Genomic DNA, 24,213 nt, shown 5'->3' with positions numbered 1-24,213 from the left:
TTTATCCTTTAAGAGAGCATTTTTTCAATAGGTAAAACTAAAATCGCACTTGCGCCTTCTTTTTTCAAAGCTTCCATAGTTTCCCAAAATAAATTTTCTTGACTTACCATATGTAGCGCCACTCTAGCTTTATCATTTTCTAAAGGTAAAATCGTAGGTTTTTCAACACCTGGTAATAAAGCTGTGATTTTTTCCAACTTTTCAATAGGAGCATGCAACATGATGTATTTTGACTCTCTTGCTTGCATAACTCCATTAATCCTAATGAGTAGTTTATCGATTAATTCTTGTTTATGTGAAGCTAAACTTTCTTTTCTTTGGATTATGCAAGCTTTTGACTTATAAATCACCATAACTTCTTTAAGTCCGTTTGCTTTTAAGGTAGCACCACTTGAAACTAAATCACAAATTCCATCAGCTAAATTTGCACTTGGCGCTACTTCAACTGAGCCTGTTAGCATACAAGTTTTATAAGGAATGTTATTTTCTTCCATAAAACGCTTTAAAAGCTGTGGATAAGAAGTTGCTATGCGTAAATTTTTAAAACTTTCTATACCTTTATACTCACTATTTTCTGGCAATGCTAAAGACAAACGACACCCACCAAAATCAAGCTTTTTAAGCATTGTAAAATCTGCGTTTTCGTTTTTTGATTTTCTTTCTAGTTCATTTTCTTCTAAAACATTTTCTCCAACTATGCCAAGATCTACTACTCCATCAAAAATTAGCCCTGGTATATCATCATCTCTTACTCTAAGTAAATCAATAGGTAAATTTGTAGAAAAAGCAATCAAGCTTTGATCGTGTATGCGAAGTTTTACGCCTATGGACTCAAGCAAGGCGATAGAGTCTTTACTTAAACGACCTGATTTTTGTATAGCTATGCGTAATCTTGAATTTTCTTGCATTTTTTTCCTTTTTTGTAGTTAAAAAGATTAATAGTAGCAAAAAATGGATAAAAATACAAAAAATAGTAAGTAAATAAAAAAAATTAAGAAGTTTTTAGCCTTTAAAAAGGCTAAAAATTAAGCTACGAATTCGATGAAAGCCATTTCTGCAGCATCGCCACGGCGGATTCTTGTTTTGATAATTCTTGTATAACCACCGTTTCTATCTGCAAATTTAGGTGCGATTTCTGTTACAAGTTTATTTGTAGCTTCTTTATCTTGCAAGCTAGCAAAAACTGCTCTATGGGCATTGAAATCACCTTTTCTTGCACGAGTGATCAATCTTTCAACATAACCTCTTAATTCTTTTGCTTTAGGTAATGTTGTTTCTATTTTACCTGCTTTAATAATAGCAATGGTAAGGTTTTTTAATAAGGCTGCACGGTGAGTAGAAGTGCGACCTAACTTTCTATATCCATGTCTATGTCTCATTGATTATCCTTCATTTTGTGCTTTTAATTCTGTAATTTTTCTTTTTAGCGTTTCTTTTGCACTATCACTGAGTTTTGAATTTCCTATAGGAAAACCTATAGACTCCATCACACTTTTAATCTCATCTAAAGATTTTTTACCTAGATTTTTTAAATCTGCAAGTTCGCCTACACTCATTAAAGCAAGCTCACCGATATAAACCACATTTGCTTTTTCTAGGCAATTAAAGCTTCTTGCGCTTAAATTTAACTCAGTTATATTTTGAAGTAATTTTACATGTTCTACTTCATTATTTTGTGTTTGGCTTCTTACAACGCTTTGAGCATTAGTGATTTTATCAAACACCGATAATTGTTTATACATTGCTTCTAAAGCATTTTTAAAAGCATCACTTGGTGAAATTTGACCATCAGTTGTGATTGTAAAAACAACTTTTTCATAATCTGGGTTATCTTCAAAAAGCACTTTTTCTATATCATAAACTGCATGTTTTACTGGAGTAAAGAATGCATCAAGTGCTATAAATTCAGGATCTAAGAAATTTTGCACTTCTTCAGAAGGTACATAACCTATACCTTTTTCAATGATTAAGGTAAATTCTAAATCTGCATCTTCATTGATCGTTGCAAGATAGCTATCTGCGTTCACAACCTCAACAACATCGTTATCTAAGTCTTTTCCGCAAATTTCTTTTGGTCCTTTAAAACTAAAAGTTATAACTTCTTTTTCAGAATCTGTTTTTAGTTTAAATCTTAATTTTTTTAGATTGATAATAAACAATGCTACATCTTCAAGCATACCACGCATACTATCAAATTCATGTGCTACGCCTTTGATTTTAACTCCTGTTGGAGCAAAACCTACTGTGCTTGAATAAAGCAAACGACGCAAAGGATGCGCCAAAGTAATAGCATAGCCAATTTCAAAAGGCCATGCGCTTACTTTTGCTACTGTATCACTGATATTTTCAATACTAAACTCTGTCGGTGTATAAGCAGAAGTTGTAATATGTCTCATATCAAAAACCTTTATTATTTAGAGTACAACTCAACGATATATCTTTCCTCAACTGGAATGATAACTTCTTCTCTTTCAGGTTTTCTTGTAAAAATTCCAAATCTTTTATCTTTTTCTACATCAACCCAAGCAACTATACCAGTTTGAGCAGTAAGTTCGATCGCTCTTGAAATTTGAGGATTGTTTTTGCTTTTTTCAATCACTTCAATTTTTTGACCTGCTTCTACTCTATAACTAGGAATATCCACTCTTTTACCATTTACTAAAATATGTCCATGAGTTACAAGTTGCCTAGCAAAACGGCGTGTTGTAGCAAAACCCATTCTATAAACAACATTATCAAGCCTTTGTTCTAAAAGCTGGATTAAAAGCGCACCGGTGTTGCCATCTTTTCTAGCAGCTTCGCTAAATAATCTTCTAAATTGTTTTTCGCTAACTCCATACATAAACTTAGCTTTTTGTTTTTCTCTTAATTGAAGTCCGTATTCGCTGATTTTAGCTTTTCTTTGTCCATGCTGACCTGGTGCGTAAGGGCGTTTATCTAAAGCACTTTTACCTGCTAATCTTCTTTCGCCTTTCATTGCCAAGCTTACGCCAAGTCGTCTTTCTAATTTCTCTACTGGTCCTCTATATCTTGCCATTATAATTCTCCTAAATCTTATATCTTATTCTTAGACACGACGACGTTTTGGTGGTCTACAACCATTATGAGCTAATGGGGTAATATCTTTTAAGAAAGTTACTTTAATACCTTCCATAGCACCTACACTCTTAACCGCTGTCTCACGACCACTTCCTGGTCCTTGTACTTTAATACCTACTTCTTTAATACCATGTTCTTTTGCTTTATTTAAAGCATCTTCTACTGCTTGTTGTGCTGCGTAAGGAGTTGATTTTTTAGAACCTTTAAATCCTAAACCACCTGCACTACTCCAAGCGATAGCATTTCCCATTTCATCAGTTACAGTAACCATAGTATTATTAAATGTTGCACTGATATAAACTATACCTTTAGCTATATTTTTTTTAACTACTTTTTTCTTAACTACTTTTCTTTTTGCCATTTTCTATCCTTATGATTTTGCACCAACGGTTTTTCTCTTACCTTTTCTAGTTCTGGCATTTGTTTTTGTTTTTTGACCACGAACCGGTAAGCCTTTTCTATGTCTTAAGCCTCTAAAGCTTCCTAGATCCATTAATGCTTTGATATCCATAGCAACTTGTTTTCTAAGATCACCCTCAACCATATAGTTTTCTTGAATTTCTTTACGGATAGCTGCTGCTTCATCTTCACTTAGTTCATGAACTCTTTTATCATAAGAAATTCCTGTTTTATCTAAGATTTTTCTTGAAGTATGCAAACCTATACCATAAATATAAGTCAAACCATATTCAATTCTTTTTTTCTTTGGTAAATCCACACCTGCAATACGAGCCATAAATTATCCTTGTCTTTGTTTGTGTTTTGGATTTTCGCAAATAATGCGAACTACGCCTTTACGACGAACTACTTTGCATTTGTCACACATCTTTTTAACAGATGGTCTAACTTTCATGCTTTACTCCTGTTATTGTAAATTCCACTTTTTTTACAACTGCACCAGGTTTTTAGAGCAACCAACTATTTTCAAAATAAGTGGTGATTTTGAAAATACTTCTTCATACAGTTTTATTGCAATTTCTGCAAAAGTGCTAATTATACTTTACTTTTGCTTTTAAACAACTTAGACTTATTTGTATCTAAATGTAATACGACCCTTATCAAGGCTATAAGGCGTTAGCTCTACTTTAACTCTATCGCCAGGCATAATCCTAATATAATGCATACGCATCTTACCTGCAATATGACAAAGTATCACATGTTTATTATCTAATTCAACTTTAAAAGTTGCATTAGGTAAAGCTTCGATTACATTACCATCAATTTCGATAATATCATCTTTTGCCAATGCTTTTCTCCTTTCTACAAAATACAAAGCTATTATTTTATCACAATTTTTCTTTTTAAATTTTTAATATTTTTTACAAACTACGGCATTTTTTATTATAATTATCAAAACACTATAAAAGAAAGTATTTAAATGTTAAAAAGTTTAAAAAGAAAAGATTATAAAACACTTTCCTTATCTTCTTTGGGAGGAGCTTTAGAATTTTATGATTTTGTGATTTTTGTCTTTTTTGCTAATTATATTTCAAGAAATTTTTTTCCAAGCGATATGAGTGATTTTTGGAAACTTTTAAATACTTATGGAACCTTTGCAGCAGGATATTTGGCTAGGCCACTTGGTGGTATAGTTATGGCGCATTTTGGTGATAAATTTGGCCGTAAAAAAATGTTTATGCTAAGCATATTACTCATGGTGCTTCCAACTTTTTCTTTAGCTTTTATACCTACTTTTGAAAGCATAGGTTATCTAGCTCCGGTATTTTTACTACTTGTTAGAATAGCTCAAGGTGTAGCTATAGGCGGGGAACTACCTGGTGCTTGGGTATTTGTAAAAGAACATGCGCCTGATGGGAAAGATGGTTTTTGTGTTAGCGCTATTAATGCTTCTATGGCTTTTGGAATTCTTTTAGGATGTGCTGTTGCATTGGTAATTAATCATTGTTTTGAGCAAGAATCAATTTATGATTATGCTTGGCGTATTCCTTTTGCTATTGGTGGATTTTTTGGCATTATTTCTATATATCTTAGAAAATTTCTAGAAGAAACACCGATTTTTCAAAAAATGCATCAAGAAAATAATTTAGAAAAATTTCCGCTAAGGACACTTTTTAAAGAAAAAAATATTTTTTTAGACATCATCGCCTCTATGCTTTTAACATGGATGCTTACAGCTTGCGTGATCATACTCATTTTACTTATGCCAAATTTTATACCTGAGGTTTTAGTTCTTGATAAAACAGATGCTATTTTAATACAAATGATTGCGATAATAATTTTATCTTGTGGAACTTTGCTTGCTGGAATTTGGGTAGATAAATTTGGCTTTTTAATCACTAGTTTGATATTTACAATAGGTTTTAGTCTTTCTTGCTTTTTTTATTTTTATTTTTTCTATGCTCAAATTTTACATTTAAGTATATATTTTTATTTTATTGCATGTTTTTTTGGTGGTATTAATGCCTTAGCGCCTATTTTAATGTGTAAAATTTTTAAACCAAGTATTCGCTTTAGTGGAATTTCTTTTTCTTATAATATAGCCTATGCTATAGCAGGTGGTTTTACACCTCAGCTTGTATTTATATTGCATTCTTTAGCTATAAGACCTGAGAATCCTTTTGTTTATGGAATTTTTATTTATATTTTATTTCTATCATTTATAACACTTCTAACCACTGTATTTACTTATAAAAGATTAAGATTTTAGTGCTATAATTAATAAAAATTATTAACTAAAAATTTATAAAATAAAGGAAAATGATTATGAAAACTTTTATTGTTTTAATATTTTCTTTACTACCACTTTTAGCACTTGAAATGATTACCCCTTTGCCTGAAAGTATTCCTTATGATAAAGAAAAAGCTATCTTAGGTAAAAAGCTTTACATGGATACAAGTTTATCAAAAGATAAAAAAGTATCCTGTAATACTTGTCATGATATTACAAAATTTGGAGTAGATAATAAAACTTTTTCAACGGGTATTAATGGCATAATAGACGAACCATTTCATACACCTACAAATTTCAATGCTGTTTTTAATCTATCTCAATTTTGGAGAGGCAATGCAAAAGACTTGCAAGATCAAGCCAAACATCCTTTATTAAATCCCAAAGAAATGGGCTTAAAAGATGAAAGCGAAGTAGTACAAATTGTAAAAGCTAACCCAATTTATGAAAAAGAGTTTAAAAAACTTTATGGAGAAATTAGCTTTGAAAATATAACACACGCTTTAGCTGAGTTTCAAAAAACCTTACTCACTCCAAATTCTCCTTTTGATCGCTACTTAAAAGGTGATAAAAATGCAATAAGCGAGCAAGCAAAAAGAGGTTACAATGCTTTTTTGTCAAATGGTTGTATAGCATGCCATCAAGGTCAAAATATAGGTGGCAATATGTATCAAAAAATGGGAGTATTTGTACCTTATGATAATGGAACAAACTGGAAAGGGCGCTATGAGATTACCCAAGATCCTCATGATCAATTTGTAGTAAAAGTGCCAAGTCTTAGAAATATAGCCAAAACTGCTCCTTATTTTCATGATGGCTCCATGCCAACACTTGATGCTTGCGTGCAATTTATGGCTTATTATCAACTTGGTAAATTTTTAGAACAAGATGTGGTTGATGATATAGTTGCTTTTTTAAATTCTTTAACAGGAGAATACCATGACCCACTCAAATAAAAAATCTTTTTCTTTTTTAAAACAATTCATCACTTTGTCTATAGTGGTTTTGGTATTACTTTTAACTTTGACATTATTTATCTTTAATACCTACAACACCACAAAAAGAAATTCACTCATCATGGGTTCTTTTCAAAAATTAGAAATTCTAGATACCAAAATAGATGAGATTTTTAAAAACAAACTCAATTTGCAAAATTATGACACTAGCGTTGCTTTAATACAAGATTTTGAAAATACTTTAGCAATTTTAAAAGCCAATAAAATAGACACTAAAAAAATACAAACGATTTTTGAGAAAAAAAATGCTCAATTACAGCATTTTAAATCAGCTAATTCTATTGCTATAAATTCAAAACTTTATCTTTATGAAATTCAACAAGAAATCATTAAACAAACAAACAAGCTAGCACTTACTGCTCAAGAAGCTAGACAAATAGAATCTATCGGGGATATATTAAGCATCATAGGAACTATGGATATACTAGAACCTTTAGCACAAAATCGTCTCCAGAGTTTAGTAGCAAATTTAAACACAAACGATCCACAGCTTCCACAAGAATTATTTGAACTTTTTAGCACACATTGTAAAATGATACTAAGTCAGATTAAAATTTTAAAAGATAATTCTCAAAGTTTTCTTGATCAAGAATTACAAAAAGAAATCATATCTCATAAAAATTTTATTGCTCAAGAAATTAATCTTAACAACAAATACAATCTTTACACCGCTATAGGAATTTTCTTATTCACCTTAGCTGTATTGATTTTCTTCATACTTTTAACATTAAAAAAAGTAATCATACCTATATCTTTACTTGAAAAACTAAGTGCAAACTTAGCTGGCGAGCATGCGAATTTAAGTGCAAGATTAGATATTGATAAAAAAAGTGAATTAGCAACAAGTGCTGGCTATATAAACTCTTTTATACAAATAGTGCAAAATTCGGTTTTAGAAGCTATACAAACTGCAAATTCAAGTCACAAAAGCTCACAAAAGCTTTCTCAAAATGCTGAAGTTTTACAGCAAAGCTCACTTTTACAACATGAACAAATTTCTAATGTCCATGAAATAAGTTCTATCTTAGAAAGCCATATAGACTTAACACAAAATTTAGCTAAAAACACTATAAATGATATGCATGGCATGCAAGAAGTAATGGCTAAAGTTGAGCTTACACTTAAAGAATTAGTAGAGCTTATATTATTAAGCGGCGAAAAAGAACAAAGTGTTTTAAGTGCTATGGATATGCTAGTACAAAGTGCTGATAGCATAGTAGAAGTTACTACAACCATAAAAGATATAGCCGATCAAACCAACTTACTTGCGCTAAATGCAGCTATTGAAGCAGCGCGTGCAGGCGAGCATGGACGTGGCTTTGCTGTGGTTGCTGATGAAGTGAGAAATCTAGCAGATAAAACCACAAAATCTTTAGTTGCTATAGAAACCACCGTAAGAACTATAGTGCAACAAATCAATGACAATAAAAGTTTGATGGATGGAATTCATCAATCCATGAATGATACCTCTAACAAAGCTAATATCTTACAAGGTGAGGTTGGAACTTCTATAGAAAAATTAAAAACAAGTATTCATTCTACTAAAATCATGGAAGAAAAAAGCGATGAATCAAAAGCTAAAATGAATGAACTAGAACAAAATATAGAAAAAGTAACTGAGCTTGCAAATTGTGTTAAAAACTACTCCCTTGATTTAACGCAAATTTCACAAGATGTTTTAGAAAATGCTTCTAAACTTTCAGAAAAATTAAAAACATTCGAGTAAGAAAGATTAAACTTTCTTACTTAGATAAAATATCTGCCTTACCATTTATAATAGCAATACAATGCTCATAATGAGCTGCATTTAAACCATCTTTGCTTCCTGCTTCCCAATTACCTTTTAAATGCACCGGTGTGCCATCTTTTTGACATACCATAGGCTCTATGCAAAATACCATGCCATTTTTGATTTTAGGTCCACTTTTTGCACTAGCACCTGGTTCTAAATAATTTGGAATTTCAGGCTCACCGTGAGGTTTTTTACCTATACCATGACCACAATAACCTTTCAAAGGCACAAAACCTCTTTTAGTAATAAACTCACCAAGCTCATAAGAAAGCTCTTTAAAGCGCATACCCTCTTTGATAATATCTATAGCATAATACAAAGCATCTTTAGCACAAGCAATTAACGCCTCATCAGTAGCTGAAATTTTACCTATAGGTATAGTCCTTGCTGCATCTCCATAGTATCCATCTATGCAAGTACCTACATCAAGACCTAAAATATCGCCTTCTTTTAAAATACGTTCATCGCCTACACCATGAATACAAGCTTGATTAAGCGAGATGCAAATACTGCCTGGAAAACCATATAAACCTTTAAAAGATGGTTTTGCACCATGATCAAGTATAAATTCTTCCGCTTTAATATCAATTTCTTTTAAACTCATACCTGGAGCTATAATGCCCTCTAGATAATCAAGCGTTCTAGCTACAAGCTCATTTGCTTTGCGTAGTTTTTCTATCTCTGCTGGTTTTTTGATTTCTATCATTTATGTTTTCCTTAAAATTTTTAAAAATTTAGCATTTATGCGCTTTTAAAAGCTTTAAGGAAAAACCTTAAGTTTTACAACTTAAGGTTTTAACATACACTTGTAAGATTGGTAGCTAAACCACCTAAAGAAGTTTCTTTGTATTTTGAGTTCATATCCTTGCCGGTTTCATACATAGTTTTTATAACCTCATCAAGACTTACTTTTGGAGTTGATTTTCTACTCATTGCCATTCTAGCAGCCGAAATAGCTTTAATCGCTCCAAAGGCATTTCTTTCTATGCAAGGAATTTGCACTAAACCACTTACTGGATCACAAGTTAATCCTAAATGGTGTTCCATCGCAATTTCAGCAGCATTACAAGCTATCTTTGCATCAAAACCCATCACAGTGGCCATAGCTCCTGCTGCCATAGAACTTGCACTACCAATTTCAGCTTGACAGCCAGCTTCAGCACCACTTATGCTTGCATTTTTCTTATAAAAAGAACCTATTAACATAGCAGTTAGTAAAAAATTAATAGCCTTTTCATCATTAAAACCAACCGTATGGTTTTTAAGATAAAGCATTACAGCAGGCACAACAGCACAAGCTCCATTGGTTGGAGCAGTTACTACTCTAGCTCCACTTGCATTTTCCTCTGCAATAGCAATAGCATATAAAGAAATAAAATCAATAATCCCCAAAGGATCGCTTGTCATAGCCAAACGCTCATTAAGCCCTTTAGCACGGCGCTTTAAGTGCAAATTTCCTGGAAGAAAATCTGAACTTGGATGAATACCATTATAATAAACTTCTTGCATTACTTCCCAAATTTCTAAACAATAAGCTCTAATTTCTTCTTTGGTATGAAATTGAAGCTCATATTCATAAGAAAGTTTTGCTAGATCCCATGATTTTTCTTCACAAATTTTTAAAGCATCACTTGCATTGTTAACATCAAGTTCTAATTTAGTATGTTTTTGCTCACAAGCCCCATCTTTGTGTTTTTGAAGCTCAGCTTCACTCATAACAAAACCACCACCCACTGAATAATAAATTTCTTCAGCAATGATTTCTCCATTTTCATCATAAGCGCTTACTTTTAACCCATTTTCATGTAAAGGTAAAAAGTCTTTTTCAAAAATCAAATCTTTATCATAATCAAAATTTAATTCTTTTTGAGCATTTAAAACCAAAATTTTATCTTGTAAAATTTTATTAAACACACGATCTTGCAAAGCAGCGTTAAGTTCTTTTGCTCTTAAGCCACTCAAACCCCATATAATAGCCTTATCACTTAAATGGCCTTTACCAGTAAGTGATAAAGAGCCATAAAGTTTGATTTGAATTTTTGTAATTTGCGTGATTTTATCTTTAATCTTTTCACAAAACATATTACCCGCTAGCATTGGTCCTAAGGTATGAGAAGATGAAGGACCAACACCAACTTTAAATATACTTAAATTACTACTCATTCACTAACACCTTAAAAAGTATAAATTACAGTAATAATTGTCAAAATACCTGTGATAAATACAAATGCATCTAAAGCTTTATTTTGGAATTTTTTCATTTTAGATACAGTATAAATTGCAATCATAGGCATTAAGAATAAGATTGCAGCAATAATTGGACCACCTAAGCTTTCAATAAAACCTAAAATGCTTGGATTTACATAAGCAGTAATTAACATAACAATATACATTACTAAAGTAGAATAAACTGCGATTTTTTTCAAATCAGGGTTTTCATTACCTGCTAATTTGCAGCATTTTCTAACTATACCATAAGCACCTTCTCTAGCACCAAAATAATGACCAAAAAATGAACTAGAAATTGCTAAAAATGCGATTAATGGACCACCATAAGAAATAAATGGATTATCAAGCTTATTAGCAAAATAAGAAAGCACAGGTATGTTTTGCGCTCTAGCTTCAGCAAGTTCAGCTGGAGTTAAAGAAAGCACACAAGATACCACAAAAAACATAACAAAAGCAAGCAACATTACAGAGGTTCTAAGCAAAATTTGATTTGCTTTTTGTACCGAATTTTCAGGATATTCTCTTTTTACACTTAGAGAAAAAGTAGAAATAGCCGGTGAGTGATTAAACGAAAACACTAAAACTGGTAAAGTTAGCCACACTATAGTGATAAATTCTTTCGTACCAGGAATAGCACTAAAACTTTCAAATGACCATTGTGGAATAAGATATAAAGAAAATAAAAATAAAATAGCACATAAAGGATACACAAGCCATTCGCATACTTTAGTGATTAATTCTTCACTAAAAAGCATAATAAGCATAAAAATACTTACCAAAACAAAAGCAAAAAGCGCTCTATAAAAAGGAAGTAAATTAGCTATAGTTTTTCCTTGTTCATTAACACTTGTTTGATACATAGCACTAATTGCACTTGCAAAAGAACCATTTGGATCTAAAAGCGGTAAGAATTGATTATAAATAAAACTCTCAAAAGTATTAGTTATACCTACACAATATGCTAAACAAATTGGGAAAATTGCAAAGAAATAAAGCACAGAAATAAAAATACTTACTTTTCTACCAAAATACTCTTCAGCCGCATGAGTAATGTCTTTATCATTACCATTTGCTTGGCATACAAAACGACTTAAGGCTCTATGGCTTAAATACACCATTGGAAAAATAATCAAAGCCATCACAACAACTGGCCAAAAACCACCAACACCTGCCTTAATAGGTAAAAATAAAATCCCCGCACCAACTGCAGTCCCAAAAAGAGAAAGCATCCAACGCGTATCAAAAGAATTCCACTTAAGATTATCCACATTTTCTCCTTGTAAAAAATAATAAAAAAAGCTTTTACCTAAAAAACTTTTTGTATTATTTTACAAATATGCTCTGGAGTAATTTGGCATAATTTTTTCTCTTTCATTTAAAGCAACTGCGGCTTCATTTGCAAAATTTGGATTTCTTAGTAATTTTCTACCATAACAAACCAAATCACACACCCCACCCAAAAGCAAAGCCTCACCTTCGCTAGAACTATTTATAAGACCTACACAAGATATAGGAATTTTAACAACTTCTTTTAAGGCCTTAGCATAAGGAGCTTGATAAAGTGGTGCTATGTTTGGCACTAAAGAAGGTTTATTGATATTTCCTCCTGCTGAAACATCTAACATATCAATACCTAATTTTTCTAAAATCAAGGCAAGTTTTTTACTATCTTCTAAATTCCAACCACCTTCTTGCCATTCCGTGGCTGAAATTCTTACAAATAAAGCAATATCAACTTCTTTTTTTATGCGCTTAATAATATCACACAAAAGACGTATTCTATTTTCAAAACTACCACCATATTCATCATCTCTTTGATTTGATAAAGGCGATAAAAACGAGCTAAGCAAATATCCATGAGCACCATGAAGCTCTACTGCGTCATAACCTGCTTCTTTAGCTCTTTTAGCACTTTGAATAAATTCTTGCTCGATTTGTAAAATTTCATCTTTGCTTAAAACATGAAGTTTGGAAAATTTTTCACTAAAAGCTATATTGCTTGGGGCTTTTGATATGGCTTCTTTACACGAATTTTTACGGCCACTGTGATTTAGCTGAATGGCAATTTTAGCACCAAAATGATGACAAAGCTCAACAAGCTCTTTATGTCCTTGAATTTGAAAATCTTCCCAAAGACCAATATCATTATCAGCTATTTTTGCATTTTCATTAATCGCACAAGCTTGAACTATGATAAGCCCAACACCACCCAAAGCTCTGGCTCCATAATGTATCAGGTGAAATTGATTAATCTTACCATCTAAAACTTGTGTTTCATACATATCCATAGGGGGCATTACAATGCGATTTTTTACATAAAAATTTCCAATCTTTAGCTCACTTAAAAGTAAAGACATAATATCCCTTGAAATATTTTTATATTACTATAATAGAAAAAAATTAATTTTTCTTAAAATACATTGTATTTTTAATTGATATTGTAAATTTTAATAATTAATTATCAAAAAAATATTTTTTGAATATATTTTTTTATCTTAATAATAATATTTCAAATGTTAATTTTTCTATTTTTTGTCAAAGAAAATGAAAATTTAAAATAAAAAAGTGTAAAAACCACACATTTTAATCGAATAAGCTTTTCTCAAAACACTTTAGCATAAAGCTTTTGCGGTGCAAGGGCGAATAACCAAATGCTTTAATTTTTTCTATATGAGCTTTTGTACCATAACCTTTGTGTTTATCAAAATCATAATGATTATATAATTTAGAAAAATAACACATTTTTTGATCACGACTTACCTTGGCTAATATACTAGCTGCTGAAACTTCTTGTACTTTCATATCAGCTTTAATCATGGTTTTTATGCCTAAAACTCCATAATTTAAATTTCCATCATATAAAATCTCATCTTGATTAAAGTGTTTTTTTATGATTTTTAAAGCTAGTTGTAAACACTGATTAAGCCCTAAAGTATCAATCTGCAAAGGCGAAAAAGCAAGGATTAAAAAATTTGAGCTAGAAAGAATTTGCTCATATAATTCTTCTCTTTTTTTTGCGCTTAATTTTTTAGAATCAGCCAAACCATCAATATTTTTTAAAAGCTTGCAAGCTCCTATGTGCATATCTCCAGCCAAAGCCCCACGTCCAGCCTCATCTACTCCAACTAAAGCCATTATCTTTCCTTTATAATGCTATATTTTTCTACTAAATTTTCTAAAGAATAATTCATATTAGCAGGAGAGCTTGAAGGAAGTTCAAAAAAATCTTGCTCAGGATAAAATTTGCTAAAATATTTACTTGCAACTTTACCTAATACACAAATTTTTTCTATATTTGCCTTATCTAAAATAATATTTATATCATTTGCTTTAGCATAAGAAATAGTTTTATCGTCTGAATTTTTTATCTTACAACTTGCTATAACATCCCAAAGCGCTATATGATTTGCTTTTAAAAAAACTTTTTGATCTTGCACTGTTTTTAACTCACACTTAAATAATATTTCAAAAATACGCCAAAAACGATTTTTGCTATGTTGATAATAAAAATTTTCTTCTCTTGATTTAATAGATGGAAAAGAACCTAGTATCAAAACTTTTGAGTTTTCATCAAAAAAAGGTTCAAAAGGATGAATTAGAATTTGCATATTAGACCTTGATAAAAATAAAATATTTTATCATTTTTATCAAGGTTTTTAAAATTATCCTAAAAATTCACGTTTGAAGTATTCTTTTGGAGCTTTACATAAAGGACAGGCATTTGGTGCTTTTTTACCACGGTGTATATGCCCACAAACTTCACAAACCCATAACTCTTCTACTTCTGAATTAAAGAAATCTTCTTCTTCAAGCATTTTTTTAAGCGCTAAATATTCTCTTTCATGTTCAATTTCTACTTTACCTATAGCTGTAAATAATCTTGCTATATTTCTTTTGCCCTCATCTTCTGCGATTTTTGCAAAATTTGGATACATAGTAGTATGCTCATAGTTTTCACCCTCTGCTGCGCAGATTAAATTTTTAGCAGTCTCTTCTAAAGCTTTACCATCTACTAATTCATGATAAGCTTTAAATTCAGCTCTTGCGTGCCATTTTTCATTTTCTGCAGCTTCTCTAAAATGTTTTGCAATAGCATGCCAACCTTCTTCTTGAGCAATATCTGCAAATAAATCATATTTATTTCTTGCCATAGATTCGCCAGCAAAAGCTTTCATTAAATTTACAGCTGTTAAATCTTTAGTAATACACTCCATTTCTTGACCACAGCAGCTAAGCTTTCCACCACCTACATTTTGTACTTCTACTTCATTGCCACATTTTTGGCATTTATAACTTTCATATTGTTTCATTTAATATCCTTGTGATTAATTAAGTAAGATTTTTATTGAAAAATCCACCCAAATGTTATTTTAGCATTTGGGTGTTAAAGGTTTTAGTATTTTAAGAAATATTCTTGGATTTTCTTAGGATCACTTGTTTTAGTTAGAGCAAGCATTAATAACACTCTAGCTTTTTGAGGACTCATATCACCTGTATCAATGAAACCAAGTTTTGCATCAGTATCACTTACTGCAACTCTACCAGCTACTACGCGTGAGCTTACTGCTACATTAAGACCTTTTTTAAGTAATTCTTTTAATACATCTTTTTGATAATCATGAATACTACCAGCACCTGTTCCAGCTACAACTATACCTTTGGTTCCATTTTCAAACAAAGCTTTTGCTGCAACACCACTACCATCATTTGCATAACTATAAAGAATATCTACTTTTGGTAATTCTTTTAGTTTGCTAACATCAAATGGAGATTTTTTGGTGTGTAATTTTGTATTAGTATTATAGAAAAATGCTTTTCCATCTACTATATAACCCATATCACCCATATCTGGTGAGCTAAATGCATTTACATTTAAACTATGAGTTTTCATAACGCCTCTAGCACTTTGAATTCTATCATTCATAGCCACCATTACGCCTTTATTTTTTGCTTGAGGATTTGCTGCTAATGCTACAGCGTTGTAAAGATTTTTAGGACCATCTGCACTAATTGCAGTTGATGGGCGCATTGCACCAACCAAAACAACAGGCTTGTCGCTTTTTACGGTTAAATTTAGGAAATATGCAGTTTCTTCCATAGTATCAGTACCATGAGTAATTACAACTCCATCTACATCAGATTTTAAAAGTCTATTAACTTCTTTAGCAAGTTTTAGCCAAATTTCATTTGTCATATCTTTGCTATCAATATTAGCAATTTGATCTCCGCTAATTACTGCCAAATCTTGAATTTGAGGTACTGCCTTAATCAAAGCATCAACCCCCAAAACTCCAGCTGTATAACCTGTAGTAGCTACTGAACTATCAATCGAACCAGCGATGGTTCCACCTGTAGCTAAAATCGCAACTTTTGGTTTTGCTTCCAAAATTCCTGCTCCTAAACTTAGTGCCATAGCTGCACACATTAACATTTTTTTCATGTTAGTCCTTTCATTAGAAATGATAAAGATTATAATGCAACTATGTTTAAATAAAAATAAATTATAAATATAAAAAATACTTTAGTAAACAACCATTAATTTAAAGCCATAAATTTGCAATTTTTTTTAGTTTTTCTACATCACTTGAAGCATAAAATTCAATATTAGCTTCTTCTTGGATTGATGTTAAGTTAAATTCTTGCTGTAATTGCAAAGCTATAGCTTCACCTGAATGAATAAGTTTTGTGTTTTTACCAAAATACTCTTCCAAAGAATGAGCGATTAAGGGAAAATGTGTACATGCTAAGATTAAAGCATTAGGGTGAAATTTGAGCTTATTAAAATAATACTCAAAAGCAGCTTTTAAAAAATCTCCTTGAAAAATCCCTTCTTCAACCATAGGTACAAAAAGCCCAGTTGCTTTTTCTTCCACTTTTAAAAAACCTTCTTTGATTAAAGCTTGTTTATAAGCGTGAGAATCCACGGTAGCTTGTGTTGCAATGACTAATATATTAGAGTTTTTATCTTCTAAAGAGTTTTTAACCGCTAAAACTCCTGCTTCTATAACTCCAAGAACCGGAAATGGTGCATTTGCTTTTAGAATTTCTAAAGCATGCGCACTAACTGTATTACACGCAATGATAAGCATATCTACTTTTTTTTCTTTGAAAAATTCTAAAGCTTCTAGGGAAAATTTAATGATGGTTTCTTTATCTTTAACCCCATAAGGCACTCTTGCAGTATCCCCATAGTAAATGTATTCTTTAAAAAGTTTTGCTTGAAGTAAAGATTTTAAAACACTAAGCCCACCTACACCACTATCAAAAACGCCTAGTCTCATCAAAATCCTTTAAAAAGGAAGAAAGTAGAAAATCTACTTTCTTATAAGCCTACTGCACTTAAAGTTTGGTATTTATTCATATAAATTTGGGCTTCGATTTTTCTCATTGTATCAAGTGCTACTTGAACTACAATCAAAACAGAAGTTCCACCAAAATAAAAAGGCACACCAAACAACTTCACAATAAGCCATGGTAGTGTAGCTACAAGCCCTAAATAAATAGAACCTGACAAGGTAAGTCTTGACGCTACTTCATTAAGATAATTCGCAGTTCCTTCACCTGGTCTAATACCTGGTATGAAACCACCTTGTCTTTTAAGATTTTCAGCTATATCTTTTGCATTAAATACAATTGATGCATAAAAATACGCAAAGAAAATAACAAGTAAGAATGTTAAAATATGAAAGAAAAATCCATTTGGATTTAAAAAGTCATAAATTTTTAACACATATTCATTTGTACTTGTTTGTAAAATAGTACTTGGAAACATCAAAATCGCACTTGCAAAAATAGGAGGAATAACACCACTTAAGTTGATCTTAATAGGTATATAGTTCATAATGCGTTTGTTTTGATTTTGCATGATTACTTTTCTTGAGTAAGAAATAGGAATTCTTCTTTCTCCAAGTTCTACTACTATAATAGCCCAAATAGTAAGTAAAATTACAACTAAAATGGCAATGATAGTCAAGAAATTCATCTCACCTGTATTTACCAAATTTACTGTTCCACTAATTGCACCTGGAATTGTAGAAACAATACCACCAAAGATAATTAAAGAAATACCATTTCCTATACCGCGTTGAGTGATTTGCTCACCTATCCACATCAAAAGCATGGTACCTGCAAGCATAGAAATAGCAGAAAGTGCGATAAAAGTATTCATATCAATCATAATGGCTGATTGACCTGCTTTTCCATGAAGACTTTGTAAGCCTATAGAAACGCCTATACTTTGTATCAAAGTGATAGCTATAGTAGCATAACGGATAATTTGCATATATTTTTGCATACCATCGCGTTCTTTTTTCATTTTTCCTATGTTAGGAAAAGTTGCCGCTAAAAGCTCCATAATAATCGAAGCAGTAATATAAGGCATAATGCCTAGAGAGATGATGCTAAGTCTTTCAGCAGCACCCCCACTAAACATATTAAACAAGCCTAATGCATTAGATGCATTAGAATCAAAAAATTCCTTGATAACACTGACATTAACCCCCGGAACTGGAACATAAGCTAATATTCTATAAGCGAATAAAAAAGCTAATGTTATGAGAATTTTATTTGTCAATGTTTTATTCATTATTTTTGTCCGCTAAAAGTAATCTTCTCGTCTTTAATTTTACTAGCAAGATCTTTAGCGCTTGCTCCAATAAGCTTAACTTTATTTACATTTTTTGAAAGCTTATGAATGCTATTGATTGTTTCAAATGTAATTTCGCTAAGCTCTTTGATTGCTGTGATTTTTTCAACATTAATCACATAAGGTTTTTCAAATTTAGAAGTAAAGCCTACCTTTGGTAAACGTCTTTGAAGTGGTTGTTGACCCCCTTCAAAACCTCTTTTTTCATTATAACCTTTTCTAGCAGTTTGGCCTTTTCCACCTTTAGTAGAAGTTTTACCCATACCACTGCCTTGACCACGGCCTATTCTTTTGGTTTTATGTGTTGAACCTGGTGCTTTTGTTAAATTCATTGATTATCCTTTAAGCATTGTAAGTGCTTTGATAGTAGCACGCACAACATTTGCTGAATTATTTGAACCTAAAGACTTAGTTAAAATGTCTTTAATACCTGCAAGTTCCACGATAGGACGTGTTGAACCACCTGCAATAACCCCTGTACCTTCGCTTGCTGGTTTAAGTAAAATTCTACTTGCGTTGTATTTTACTTCTACATCATGAGGGATAGTTGAACCTTTTGTTTTAACTTCAACAATGTTTTTAAAAGCATCATCAACTGCTTTTCTTATAGCATCTGGAACTTCTTTAGCTTTTCCATAGCCCACACCAACTAAACCTTTTCTATTTCCAACGATAACTAAAGCAGTAAATCTAAATCTTCTACCACCTTTAACAACCTTAGTAACCCTGCCGATATCGACGATTACTTCTTCAAATTCTTCTCTATTATATTTTTCCATCGATCTTCCTTTTGGGTTATAGTTTGATTCCGTTTTCTCTTAGTGCTTCAGCTAAAGCTGCAATCACACCATGGTATAAATAACCATTTCTATCAAACACTGCTTCTTCTATGTTTTTAGCTTTTAAAACTTTTGCAAATTCAGCTGCTATTTTTTTAGCGCCTTCTTTATTTGCTTTAACACCAATTTTTCTTCCATCTACTGCTGCTAAAGTTACTGCTTTAACATCATCGATAGCTTGGATATATAAAGTTCTGTTTGATTTGAAAACAGAAACTCTTGGAAGAGCTTGTGTTCCTGAAATTTTTGCTCTAATTCTTTTTTTTCTTTTAATTCTTAAAGATATTTTTCTTTTTAATACATTTGCTCTCATATTCTATCCTTACTTCTTAGATGTCTTACCAGCTTTGCGGATAATACGCTCATCTGAATATTTAACACCTTTTCCTTTGTAAGGCTCAGGTGGTCTAAATTCACGAATTTGAGCAGCAACTTGACCTACCACTTGTTTATCACTACCTTTGATAATAACATTGTTTTTATCAACAGTAATTTCTATGCCTTCTGGAATAGCATAGTTGATAGGATGAGAAAAACCTAAAGCAAGTTCAAGAACTTTACCTTTTAACGCAGCTTTATAACCAACACCGTTGATTTCTAAAGTTTTGCTAAAACCATCAGTTAAACCGATGATGATGTTTTGAGCTAAAGCTCTATAAGTTCCCCAATAAGCTCTACTTTGTCTATCTTCACCTTTAGGAGAGAAAAGAATTTGTCCTTCTTTAATCTCAACATTAACATTTGCTTTTGTATCAAGCTCTTTTGCTAAATTTCCTTTTTTGAATTTTAGCAAGTTACCTTCTAATTTTACTTCTACTCCACTTGGAATAGCAACTGGTTGTTTACCTATACGAGACATTCATTTTTCCTTTTTACTTGTCTACGATATGACTACTTTATAAGAATGGATACCGAATACCATAAAAAGTAGAAACTCTTACCAAATAGTACATAAAACTTCGCCGCCAACGCCCGCTTTGTAAGCTTCGTCGTTAGCTAAAACACCTTTTGAAGTGCTTACTACGATAGTACCATAACCGTTTTTAAATCTTTTGATCTCATCTTTGCCTTTATAAACACGACGACCAGGTTTAGAAATACGCTTAACTTCGTTAATTACGCTTTTACCTTTTTCATCGTATTTTAAAACTACATTGATGAATTTCTTTTTATCCTCTTCAATAACATTAAAGCTTTCAATATAGCCTTTAGCTTGGAAAATTCCAAGTAAAGCTTCGATAACTTTAGAATGCAAAAGTTGAGTAGTTTCTAATCTTCTCATCCCTGCATTTCTAATTCTTGTTAGTGAATCTGAAATTAAATCATTTATCATGGTTCTTTCCTCTTACCAACTTGCTTTTTTAAGACCAGGAATTAAACCTTCATTTGCCATTTTTCTTAAGCAAACTCTACAAATTCCAAAATCTCTATAAACTGAATGTGGTCTTCCACAAATTTGGCATCTAGTATACCCTCTAACGCTAAATTTAGGTTTGCGGGCAGCTTTTGCAATCATTGATTTTTTAGCCATATTACTTTCCTTTTGCAAATGGCACGCCAAATAATTCTAATAATTTTTGTGCCTCTTTATCTGATTTTGCTGTTGTAACGATAGAAATGTTCATACCATGAGTTCTTAAGATTTTATCATATTCAACTTCTGGGAACATTAACTGCTCATCTAAACCAAAGTTATAGTTTCCTCTTCCATCAAAACCATCTCTTGGAAGACCTCTAAAGTCTTTAACACGAGGAAGAGCTATAGTAATAAGCTTATCTAAGAAAGCATACATATTGTCTTTTCTTAATGTTACCATTACACCTACTGGGAAGCCTTCTCTCACTTTAAAACCAGCAACTGATTTTTTAGCTTTTGTGATAACTGCTTTTTGTCCAGCAATCAATGAAATAGTATCTGCAACATTTTGTAATACTTTTTGATCTTTTGCTAATTCCCCAGCACCTACGCTGATTACAACTTTTTCAATAAAAGGAATAAGCATAGGATTTTTGATATCAAATTCTTTTACTAAAGCAGGTTTGATATTTTGAGTATATTTTTCTTTCAATCTCATCATCTTATTCTCCTGCCTTTGCTACATTTGAAATATCCATTGGCATTTCTTTATTGATAAAACCGCCATTTGGATTTTTATCACTTGGCTTAACAGCTTTTTTAGCGATTTTACAACCCTCAACAATTACTTTATTTGTTTTAGGAAATACTGCTAAAACTTTACCTGTTTTGCCTTTGTCATCGCCTGCGATAACTTTTACCATATCATTCTTTTTAATTTTTAATTTCATTACAACACCTCCGGTGCTAGTGAAACAATTTTCATAAAGCCACCATATCTTACTTCACGACCTACTGGTCCAAAAATACGTGTTCCGATAGGCTCTCTTTTAGCATCAAGAATAACTGCTGCATTTTCATCAAAACGAATTAAAGAACCATTATCTCTATGAATTTCTTTTTTAGTTCTAACGATAACTGCTTTTACTACTTGACCTTTTTTAACTTTACCATTTGGTAGAGCTTTTTTTACAGATGCAACGATTACATCACCAACAGTAGCGTATCTTCTTTTACTACCACCTAAAACCTTAATACACATTAATTCTTTTGCACCGCTATTATCAGCAACTGCAAGCCTAGTAAAACTTTGAATCATTACTCAACTCCTGCTGATACTATAGTTTTTAAGCGAAATGATTTTCTCTTAGAAAGTGGTCTACATTCAATAGCAACTACAGTATTTCCCACTTTAAGTTCATTTCTTTCATCATGAATTAAATATTTTTTAAAGCGTTTTACGATTTTTCTGTATTTTGGGTGAACCACTTTTCTTTCAACCAAAATTGTTGCTGTTTTATCTCCAGCAATTTGAACAACAACGCCTTGAATTTCTCTTTTAAATGCCATTTTCTATCCTTATTTTAAAGCGCTAATTGCAGTATTGATTCTAGCGATGTCTTTTTTAACTTCGCTAATCTCTTTAGGATTAGTTAGCTGCATTGTTTTTAGCTTTTGTCTTAAAGTAAATAAAAGCACCTTTTTTTCTTTTAGCATTGTTGCAAGCTCACCTGCTGTTTTATCTTTAATCTCAGTATATTTCATTTTGGCTCTCTCTTGTAACAAACTTAGTTTTAAATGGCAACTTGTGCATCGCTAAAGTTAAAGCTTGTCTTGCCATTTCTTCATTAACCCCTGCCATTTCATAAATGATACGACCTGGTTTAATGTTCATTACCCATTCCTCAACTGCACCTTTACCTTTACCCATACGAGTTTCTAAAGGTTTTTTAGTTAGAGGTTTATCTGGGAAAACTCTAATCCAAGTTTTACCTTGTCTTTTTACAAAACGAGTTAAAGCAATACGAGCTGCTTCGATTTGACGTGAATTGATACGGCCAGCTTCAGTTGCTTTTAGGGCAAAATCACCAAAAGTAAATTCAGTCCCTCTGTTGGCATAACCTCTGTTACGCCCTTTCATCATTTTACGATATTTTGTTCTTTTTGGCATTAACATGATTATTTACCTCTTCTTGCTCTTCTAGTTTTTTTAGCTGGAGCGTTTTCTTCGGTTTTTTCAGGTTGAACACCCTTTTGTAAAACTTCACCTTTGAAGATCCATACTTTAATACCTATGTTTCCATAAGTAGTGTGTGCTTCTGCAAAACCATAATCGATTTTTGCTCTTAAAGTGTGAAGTGGAACACGACCTTCTAAGTACCATTCAGTTCTTGCCATTTCAGCACCACCTAAACGGCCTGAAACTGAAACTTTAATCCCTTTAGCACCTGCTTTTTGCGCTCCTTGAATTACTTTTTTCATTGCTCTTCTAAAAGCAATTCTTTTTTCAAGTTGAGTAGCAACACTTTCAGCTGCAAGCTGAGCTGAAGCACCTGCTTTTCTTTCTTCTTTGATATTGATATTAACTTCTTTTTTTATTAAATCTTGAAGTTCTTTTCTTAAAATATCAACATCACTACCTTTTTTACCAATAATAATCCCTGGTCTTGCAGCTACAACAGTTACTCTTAATTTTTTCGCTGTTCTTTCTACAAGAATTTGGCTAATTCCTGCATAATAAAGTTTTCTTTTTAAGAAAGTTCTGATTTTATAATCTTCACCAATATTTTCTGCTAAATTAGCTTTTGTAGGAAACCATCTTGATTCCCAATTTCTATTAATTCCTAGTCTTAAACCAATCGGATTTACTTTTTGTCCCATATTAGCTTTCCTTTTTCACTGATGCTTTTTTAGCTTTTGTAGTTTTTTCAGCACTTGCTTCTACTTTACTAACTTCTACCAAAATGTGTGAAGTTGGCTTTCTAATACGACTAGCACTTCCTCTAGCTCTTGGTCTAAATCTTTTTAAAACCGCACCAGCATCAACACGACAACTTGAAACAACAACTTCATTTGCTTCAAATCCGCCATTTGCTACAGCACTTGAAATAGCATTTGCTATAAATTTAGCACCTTTATTTGGCATAAATTTCAAACTAGCTAATGCAAGCTCTGCATTCATACCTTGAACTTCTCTAGCAATCAATCTCGCTTTAGTTGGAGATAATCTTATGAATTTAATTAACGCTCTACTCATAAATCTCCCTTACTTACCTATTTTTTTCTGAACAGAGCCTTTGTGACCCTTGAATGTTCTAGTAGGTGTAAATTCACCTAATTTGTAACCGATATGATTTTCAGTAACATATACTGGGATAAAGCTTTTTCCATTATGAACATTAAAAGTTAAACCTATCATATCAGGTATAATAGTGCTGCGTCTTGACCAAGTTTTAATTGGCTTACCATCGTTAGCTTTTTTAGCAGCGATGACTTTTTTCATTACATGGTCATCAACAAAAGGACCTTTTTTTAGTGACCTAGCCAT

General features: G+C 32.0%; 36 protein-coding genes. 3 read left to right on the top strand and 33 right to left on the bottom strand.

Translation table 11 applies throughout. The features are described from left to right. Nucleotides 1-8 precede the first annotated feature (8 nt). The 8 genes from hisG to infA all read right to left on the bottom strand — a co-directional run bounded on the left by hisG (nt 9) and on the right by infA (nt 4,345). Complete coding sequence (hisG, locus tag L8U00_RS04910; protein WP_263708696.1) at nt 9-908, bottom strand: ATP phosphoribosyltransferase; 900 nt, start codon at nt 906-908, stop codon at nt 9-11. Between the two features lie 117 nt (nt 909-1,025). Beyond that, entirely contained in the window at nt 1,026-1,379 is a 354-nt protein-coding gene (gene rplQ, locus L8U00_RS04905; protein WP_012660847.1) for a 50S ribosomal protein L17, read from the bottom strand. A gap of 3 nt (nt 1,380-1,382) precedes the next feature. Next, nucleotides 1,383-2,396, bottom strand: a complete 1,014-nt coding sequence (locus L8U00_RS04900; protein WP_263663730.1) for a DNA-directed RNA polymerase subunit alpha — start codon at nt 2,394-2,396, stop codon at nt 1,383-1,385. A gap of 14 nt (nt 2,397-2,410) precedes the next feature. Continuing rightward, complete coding sequence (gene rpsD / locus L8U00_RS04895) at nt 2,411-3,037, bottom strand: 30S ribosomal protein S4 (RefSeq protein ID WP_039617184.1); 627 nt, start codon at nt 3,035-3,037, stop codon at nt 2,411-2,413. A 30-nt stretch (nt 3,038-3,067) separates the two neighbouring features. Further along, nucleotides 3,068-3,460: a 30S ribosomal protein S11 gene (gene rpsK / locus L8U00_RS04890; protein ID WP_012660844.1), complete on the bottom strand. Its 393-nt coding sequence runs from the start codon at nt 3,458-3,460 to the stop codon at nt 3,068-3,070. 9 nt (nt 3,461-3,469) lie between these two features. Then, on the bottom strand, nt 3,470-3,835 hold the full coding sequence (gene rpsM, locus L8U00_RS04885; RefSeq protein WP_012660843.1) for a 30S ribosomal protein S13: 366 nt from the start codon (nt 3,833-3,835) through the stop codon (nt 3,470-3,472). 3 nt (nt 3,836-3,838) lie between these two features. Beyond that, nucleotides 3,839-3,952, bottom strand: coding sequence for a 50S ribosomal protein L36 (gene rpmJ / locus L8U00_RS04880; protein ID WP_002781429.1), 114 nt, complete (start codon nt 3,950-3,952; stop codon nt 3,839-3,841). A gap of 174 nt (nt 3,953-4,126) precedes the next feature. Further along, the gene (gene infA, locus L8U00_RS04875) at nt 4,127-4,345 is read right to left on the bottom strand and encodes a translation initiation factor IF-1 (protein WP_012660842.1); all 219 of its coding nucleotides are present in this window, start codon (nt 4,343-4,345) and stop codon (nt 4,127-4,129) included. 132 nt (nt 4,346-4,477) lie between these two features. Here infA and L8U00_RS04870 point away from each other — a divergent pair, with 132 nt between their 5' ends. Genes L8U00_RS04870 through L8U00_RS04860 form a run of 3 tightly spaced genes read left to right on the top strand, consistent with a single transcriptional unit; the run spans nt 4,478 to nt 8,530 of the window. After that, the gene (locus L8U00_RS04870) at nt 4,478-5,767 is read left to right on the top strand and encodes an MFS transporter (protein ID WP_263708694.1); all 1,290 of its coding nucleotides are present in this window, start codon (nt 4,478-4,480) and stop codon (nt 5,765-5,767) included. A gap of 53 nt (nt 5,768-5,820) precedes the next feature. Next, the gene (locus tag L8U00_RS04865) at nt 5,821-6,744 is read left to right on the top strand and encodes a cytochrome-c peroxidase (RefSeq protein WP_412175422.1); all 924 of its coding nucleotides are present in this window, start codon (nt 5,821-5,823) and stop codon (nt 6,742-6,744) included. After that, nucleotides 6,728-8,530, top strand: a complete 1,803-nt coding sequence (locus L8U00_RS04860; RefSeq protein ID WP_263708690.1) for a methyl-accepting chemotaxis protein — start codon at nt 6,728-6,730, stop codon at nt 8,528-8,530. The genes L8U00_RS04865 and L8U00_RS04860 overlap by 17 nt, the downstream gene beginning before the upstream one ends. A 16-nt stretch (nt 8,531-8,546) precedes the next feature. Here L8U00_RS04860 and map read toward each other — a convergent pair whose 3' ends face one another. The 25 genes from map to rpsS all read right to left on the bottom strand — a co-directional run bounded on the left by map (nt 8,547) and on the right by rpsS (nt 24,213). Beyond that, complete coding sequence (map, locus tag L8U00_RS04855; protein WP_263708687.1) at nt 8,547-9,302, bottom strand: type I methionyl aminopeptidase; 756 nt, start codon at nt 9,300-9,302, stop codon at nt 8,547-8,549. A gap of 89 nt (nt 9,303-9,391) precedes the next feature. Beyond that, nucleotides 9,392-10,759 (bottom strand): L-serine ammonia-lyase, encoded by a 1,368-nt coding sequence (locus L8U00_RS04850; protein ID WP_263682900.1) that lies wholly within the window; start codon nt 10,757-10,759, stop codon nt 9,392-9,394. Nucleotides 10,760-10,770: 11 nt separating this feature from the next. Further along, nucleotides 10,771-12,054, bottom strand: coding sequence for an aromatic amino acid transport family protein (locus L8U00_RS04845; RefSeq protein WP_412175027.1), 1,284 nt, complete (start codon nt 12,052-12,054; stop codon nt 10,771-10,773). A gap of 99 nt (nt 12,055-12,153) precedes the next feature. Then, nucleotides 12,154-13,182: a tRNA-dihydrouridine synthase gene (locus L8U00_RS04840; protein WP_263708685.1), complete on the bottom strand. Its 1,029-nt coding sequence runs from the start codon at nt 13,180-13,182 to the stop codon at nt 12,154-12,156. A gap of 226 nt (nt 13,183-13,408) precedes the next feature. Next, nucleotides 13,409-13,960, bottom strand: a complete 552-nt coding sequence (locus tag L8U00_RS04835) for a ribonuclease HII (protein ID WP_263708683.1) — start codon at nt 13,958-13,960, stop codon at nt 13,409-13,411. Continuing rightward, on the bottom strand, nt 13,960-14,433 hold the full coding sequence (locus tag L8U00_RS04830; RefSeq protein ID WP_263708681.1) for a DNA-deoxyinosine glycosylase: 474 nt from the start codon (nt 14,431-14,433) through the stop codon (nt 13,960-13,962). Before L8U00_RS04830 ends, L8U00_RS04835 begins: the two co-directional genes overlap by 1 nt. A gap of 54 nt (nt 14,434-14,487) precedes the next feature. After that, nucleotides 14,488-15,135, bottom strand: coding sequence for a ferritin family protein (locus L8U00_RS04825; RefSeq protein WP_012660833.1), 648 nt, complete (start codon nt 15,133-15,135; stop codon nt 14,488-14,490). A gap of 83 nt (nt 15,136-15,218) precedes the next feature. Further along, entirely contained in the window at nt 15,219-16,250 is a 1,032-nt protein-coding gene (locus tag L8U00_RS04820) for a type II asparaginase (RefSeq protein ID WP_263702458.1), read from the bottom strand. Nucleotides 16,251-16,365: 115 nt separating this feature from the next. Then, nucleotides 16,366-17,106, bottom strand: a complete 741-nt coding sequence (gene murI, locus L8U00_RS04815) for a glutamate racemase (RefSeq protein WP_263663720.1) — start codon at nt 17,104-17,106, stop codon at nt 16,366-16,368. A 41-nt stretch (nt 17,107-17,147) separates the two neighbouring features. Further along, nucleotides 17,148-18,410, bottom strand: a complete 1,263-nt coding sequence (gene secY / locus L8U00_RS04810; protein WP_263663719.1) for a preprotein translocase subunit SecY — start codon at nt 18,408-18,410, stop codon at nt 17,148-17,150. Beyond that, entirely contained in the window at nt 18,410-18,802 is a 393-nt protein-coding gene (gene rplO, locus L8U00_RS04805) for a 50S ribosomal protein L15 (protein WP_039617163.1), read from the bottom strand. The genes secY and rplO overlap by 1 nt, the downstream gene beginning before the upstream one ends. Before the next feature lie 3 nt (nt 18,803-18,805). Further along, on the bottom strand, nt 18,806-19,249 hold the full coding sequence (gene rpsE / locus L8U00_RS04800) for a 30S ribosomal protein S5 (protein ID WP_039617161.1): 444 nt from the start codon (nt 19,247-19,249) through the stop codon (nt 18,806-18,808). 16 nt (nt 19,250-19,265) lie between these two features. Next, complete coding sequence (gene rplR / locus L8U00_RS04795; protein WP_039617157.1) at nt 19,266-19,622, bottom strand: 50S ribosomal protein L18; 357 nt, start codon at nt 19,620-19,622, stop codon at nt 19,266-19,268. Between the two features lie 9 nt (nt 19,623-19,631). Next, nucleotides 19,632-20,168, bottom strand: a complete 537-nt coding sequence (rplF, locus tag L8U00_RS04790; RefSeq protein ID WP_039617154.1) for a 50S ribosomal protein L6 — start codon at nt 20,166-20,168, stop codon at nt 19,632-19,634. A 78-nt stretch (nt 20,169-20,246) separates the two neighbouring features. Next, nucleotides 20,247-20,642 carry a 30S ribosomal protein S8 gene (gene rpsH, locus L8U00_RS04785; protein WP_039617152.1) on the bottom strand — a complete coding sequence of 132 codons (396 nt, stop codon included), beginning with the start codon at nt 20,640-20,642 and terminating at the stop codon, nt 20,247-20,249. Between the two features lie 12 nt (nt 20,643-20,654). After that, entirely contained in the window at nt 20,655-20,840 is a 186-nt protein-coding gene (locus tag L8U00_RS04780; RefSeq protein ID WP_012660824.1) for a type Z 30S ribosomal protein S14, read from the bottom strand. Between the two features lies 1 nt (nt 20,841). Then, entirely contained in the window at nt 20,842-21,387 is a 546-nt protein-coding gene (gene rplE, locus L8U00_RS04775) for a 50S ribosomal protein L5 (protein ID WP_012660823.1), read from the bottom strand. A 1-nt stretch (nt 21,388) separates the two neighbouring features. After that, nucleotides 21,389-21,616, bottom strand: a complete 228-nt coding sequence (rplX, locus tag L8U00_RS04770; protein ID WP_012660822.1) for a 50S ribosomal protein L24 — start codon at nt 21,614-21,616, stop codon at nt 21,389-21,391. Beyond that, complete coding sequence (gene rplN, locus L8U00_RS04765; protein ID WP_012660821.1) at nt 21,616-21,984, bottom strand: 50S ribosomal protein L14; 369 nt, start codon at nt 21,982-21,984, stop codon at nt 21,616-21,618. Before rplN ends, rplX begins: the two co-directional genes overlap by 1 nt. Continuing rightward, a complete protein-coding gene (rpsQ, locus tag L8U00_RS04760) occupies nt 21,984-22,235 on the bottom strand; it encodes a 30S ribosomal protein S17 (protein ID WP_039617148.1) in 252 nt (83 codons plus the stop codon). Before rpsQ ends, rplN begins: the two co-directional genes overlap by 1 nt. A gap of 9 nt (nt 22,236-22,244) precedes the next feature. Further along, nucleotides 22,245-22,430 carry a 50S ribosomal protein L29 gene (gene rpmC / locus L8U00_RS04755; protein ID WP_012660819.1) on the bottom strand — a complete coding sequence of 62 codons (186 nt, stop codon included), beginning with the start codon at nt 22,428-22,430 and terminating at the stop codon, nt 22,245-22,247. Then, entirely contained in the window at nt 22,417-22,842 is a 426-nt protein-coding gene (rplP, locus tag L8U00_RS04750) for a 50S ribosomal protein L16 (protein WP_012660818.1), read from the bottom strand. The genes rpmC and rplP overlap by 14 nt, the downstream gene beginning before the upstream one ends. 2 nt (nt 22,843-22,844) lie before the next feature. Beyond that, nucleotides 22,845-23,546: a 30S ribosomal protein S3 gene (rpsC, locus tag L8U00_RS04745; RefSeq protein WP_039617145.1), complete on the bottom strand. Its 702-nt coding sequence runs from the start codon at nt 23,544-23,546 to the stop codon at nt 22,845-22,847. 1 nt (nt 23,547) lies between these two features. Beyond that, the gene (gene rplV / locus L8U00_RS04740; RefSeq protein ID WP_039617143.1) at nt 23,548-23,922 is read right to left on the bottom strand and encodes a 50S ribosomal protein L22; all 375 of its coding nucleotides are present in this window, start codon (nt 23,920-23,922) and stop codon (nt 23,548-23,550) included. A gap of 9 nt (nt 23,923-23,931) precedes the next feature. Continuing rightward, nucleotides 23,932-24,213, bottom strand: a complete 282-nt coding sequence (gene rpsS / locus L8U00_RS04735) for a 30S ribosomal protein S19 (protein ID WP_263708678.1) — start codon at nt 24,211-24,213, stop codon at nt 23,932-23,934.

The sequence above is a fragment of the Campylobacter sp. IFREMER_LSEM_CL2256 genome (genome assembly GCF_025771645.1).
Lineage (GTDB): Bacteria > Campylobacterota > Campylobacteria > Campylobacterales > Campylobacteraceae > Campylobacter_D.
This window is presented reverse-complemented; position numbering and strand designations above follow the sequence as displayed.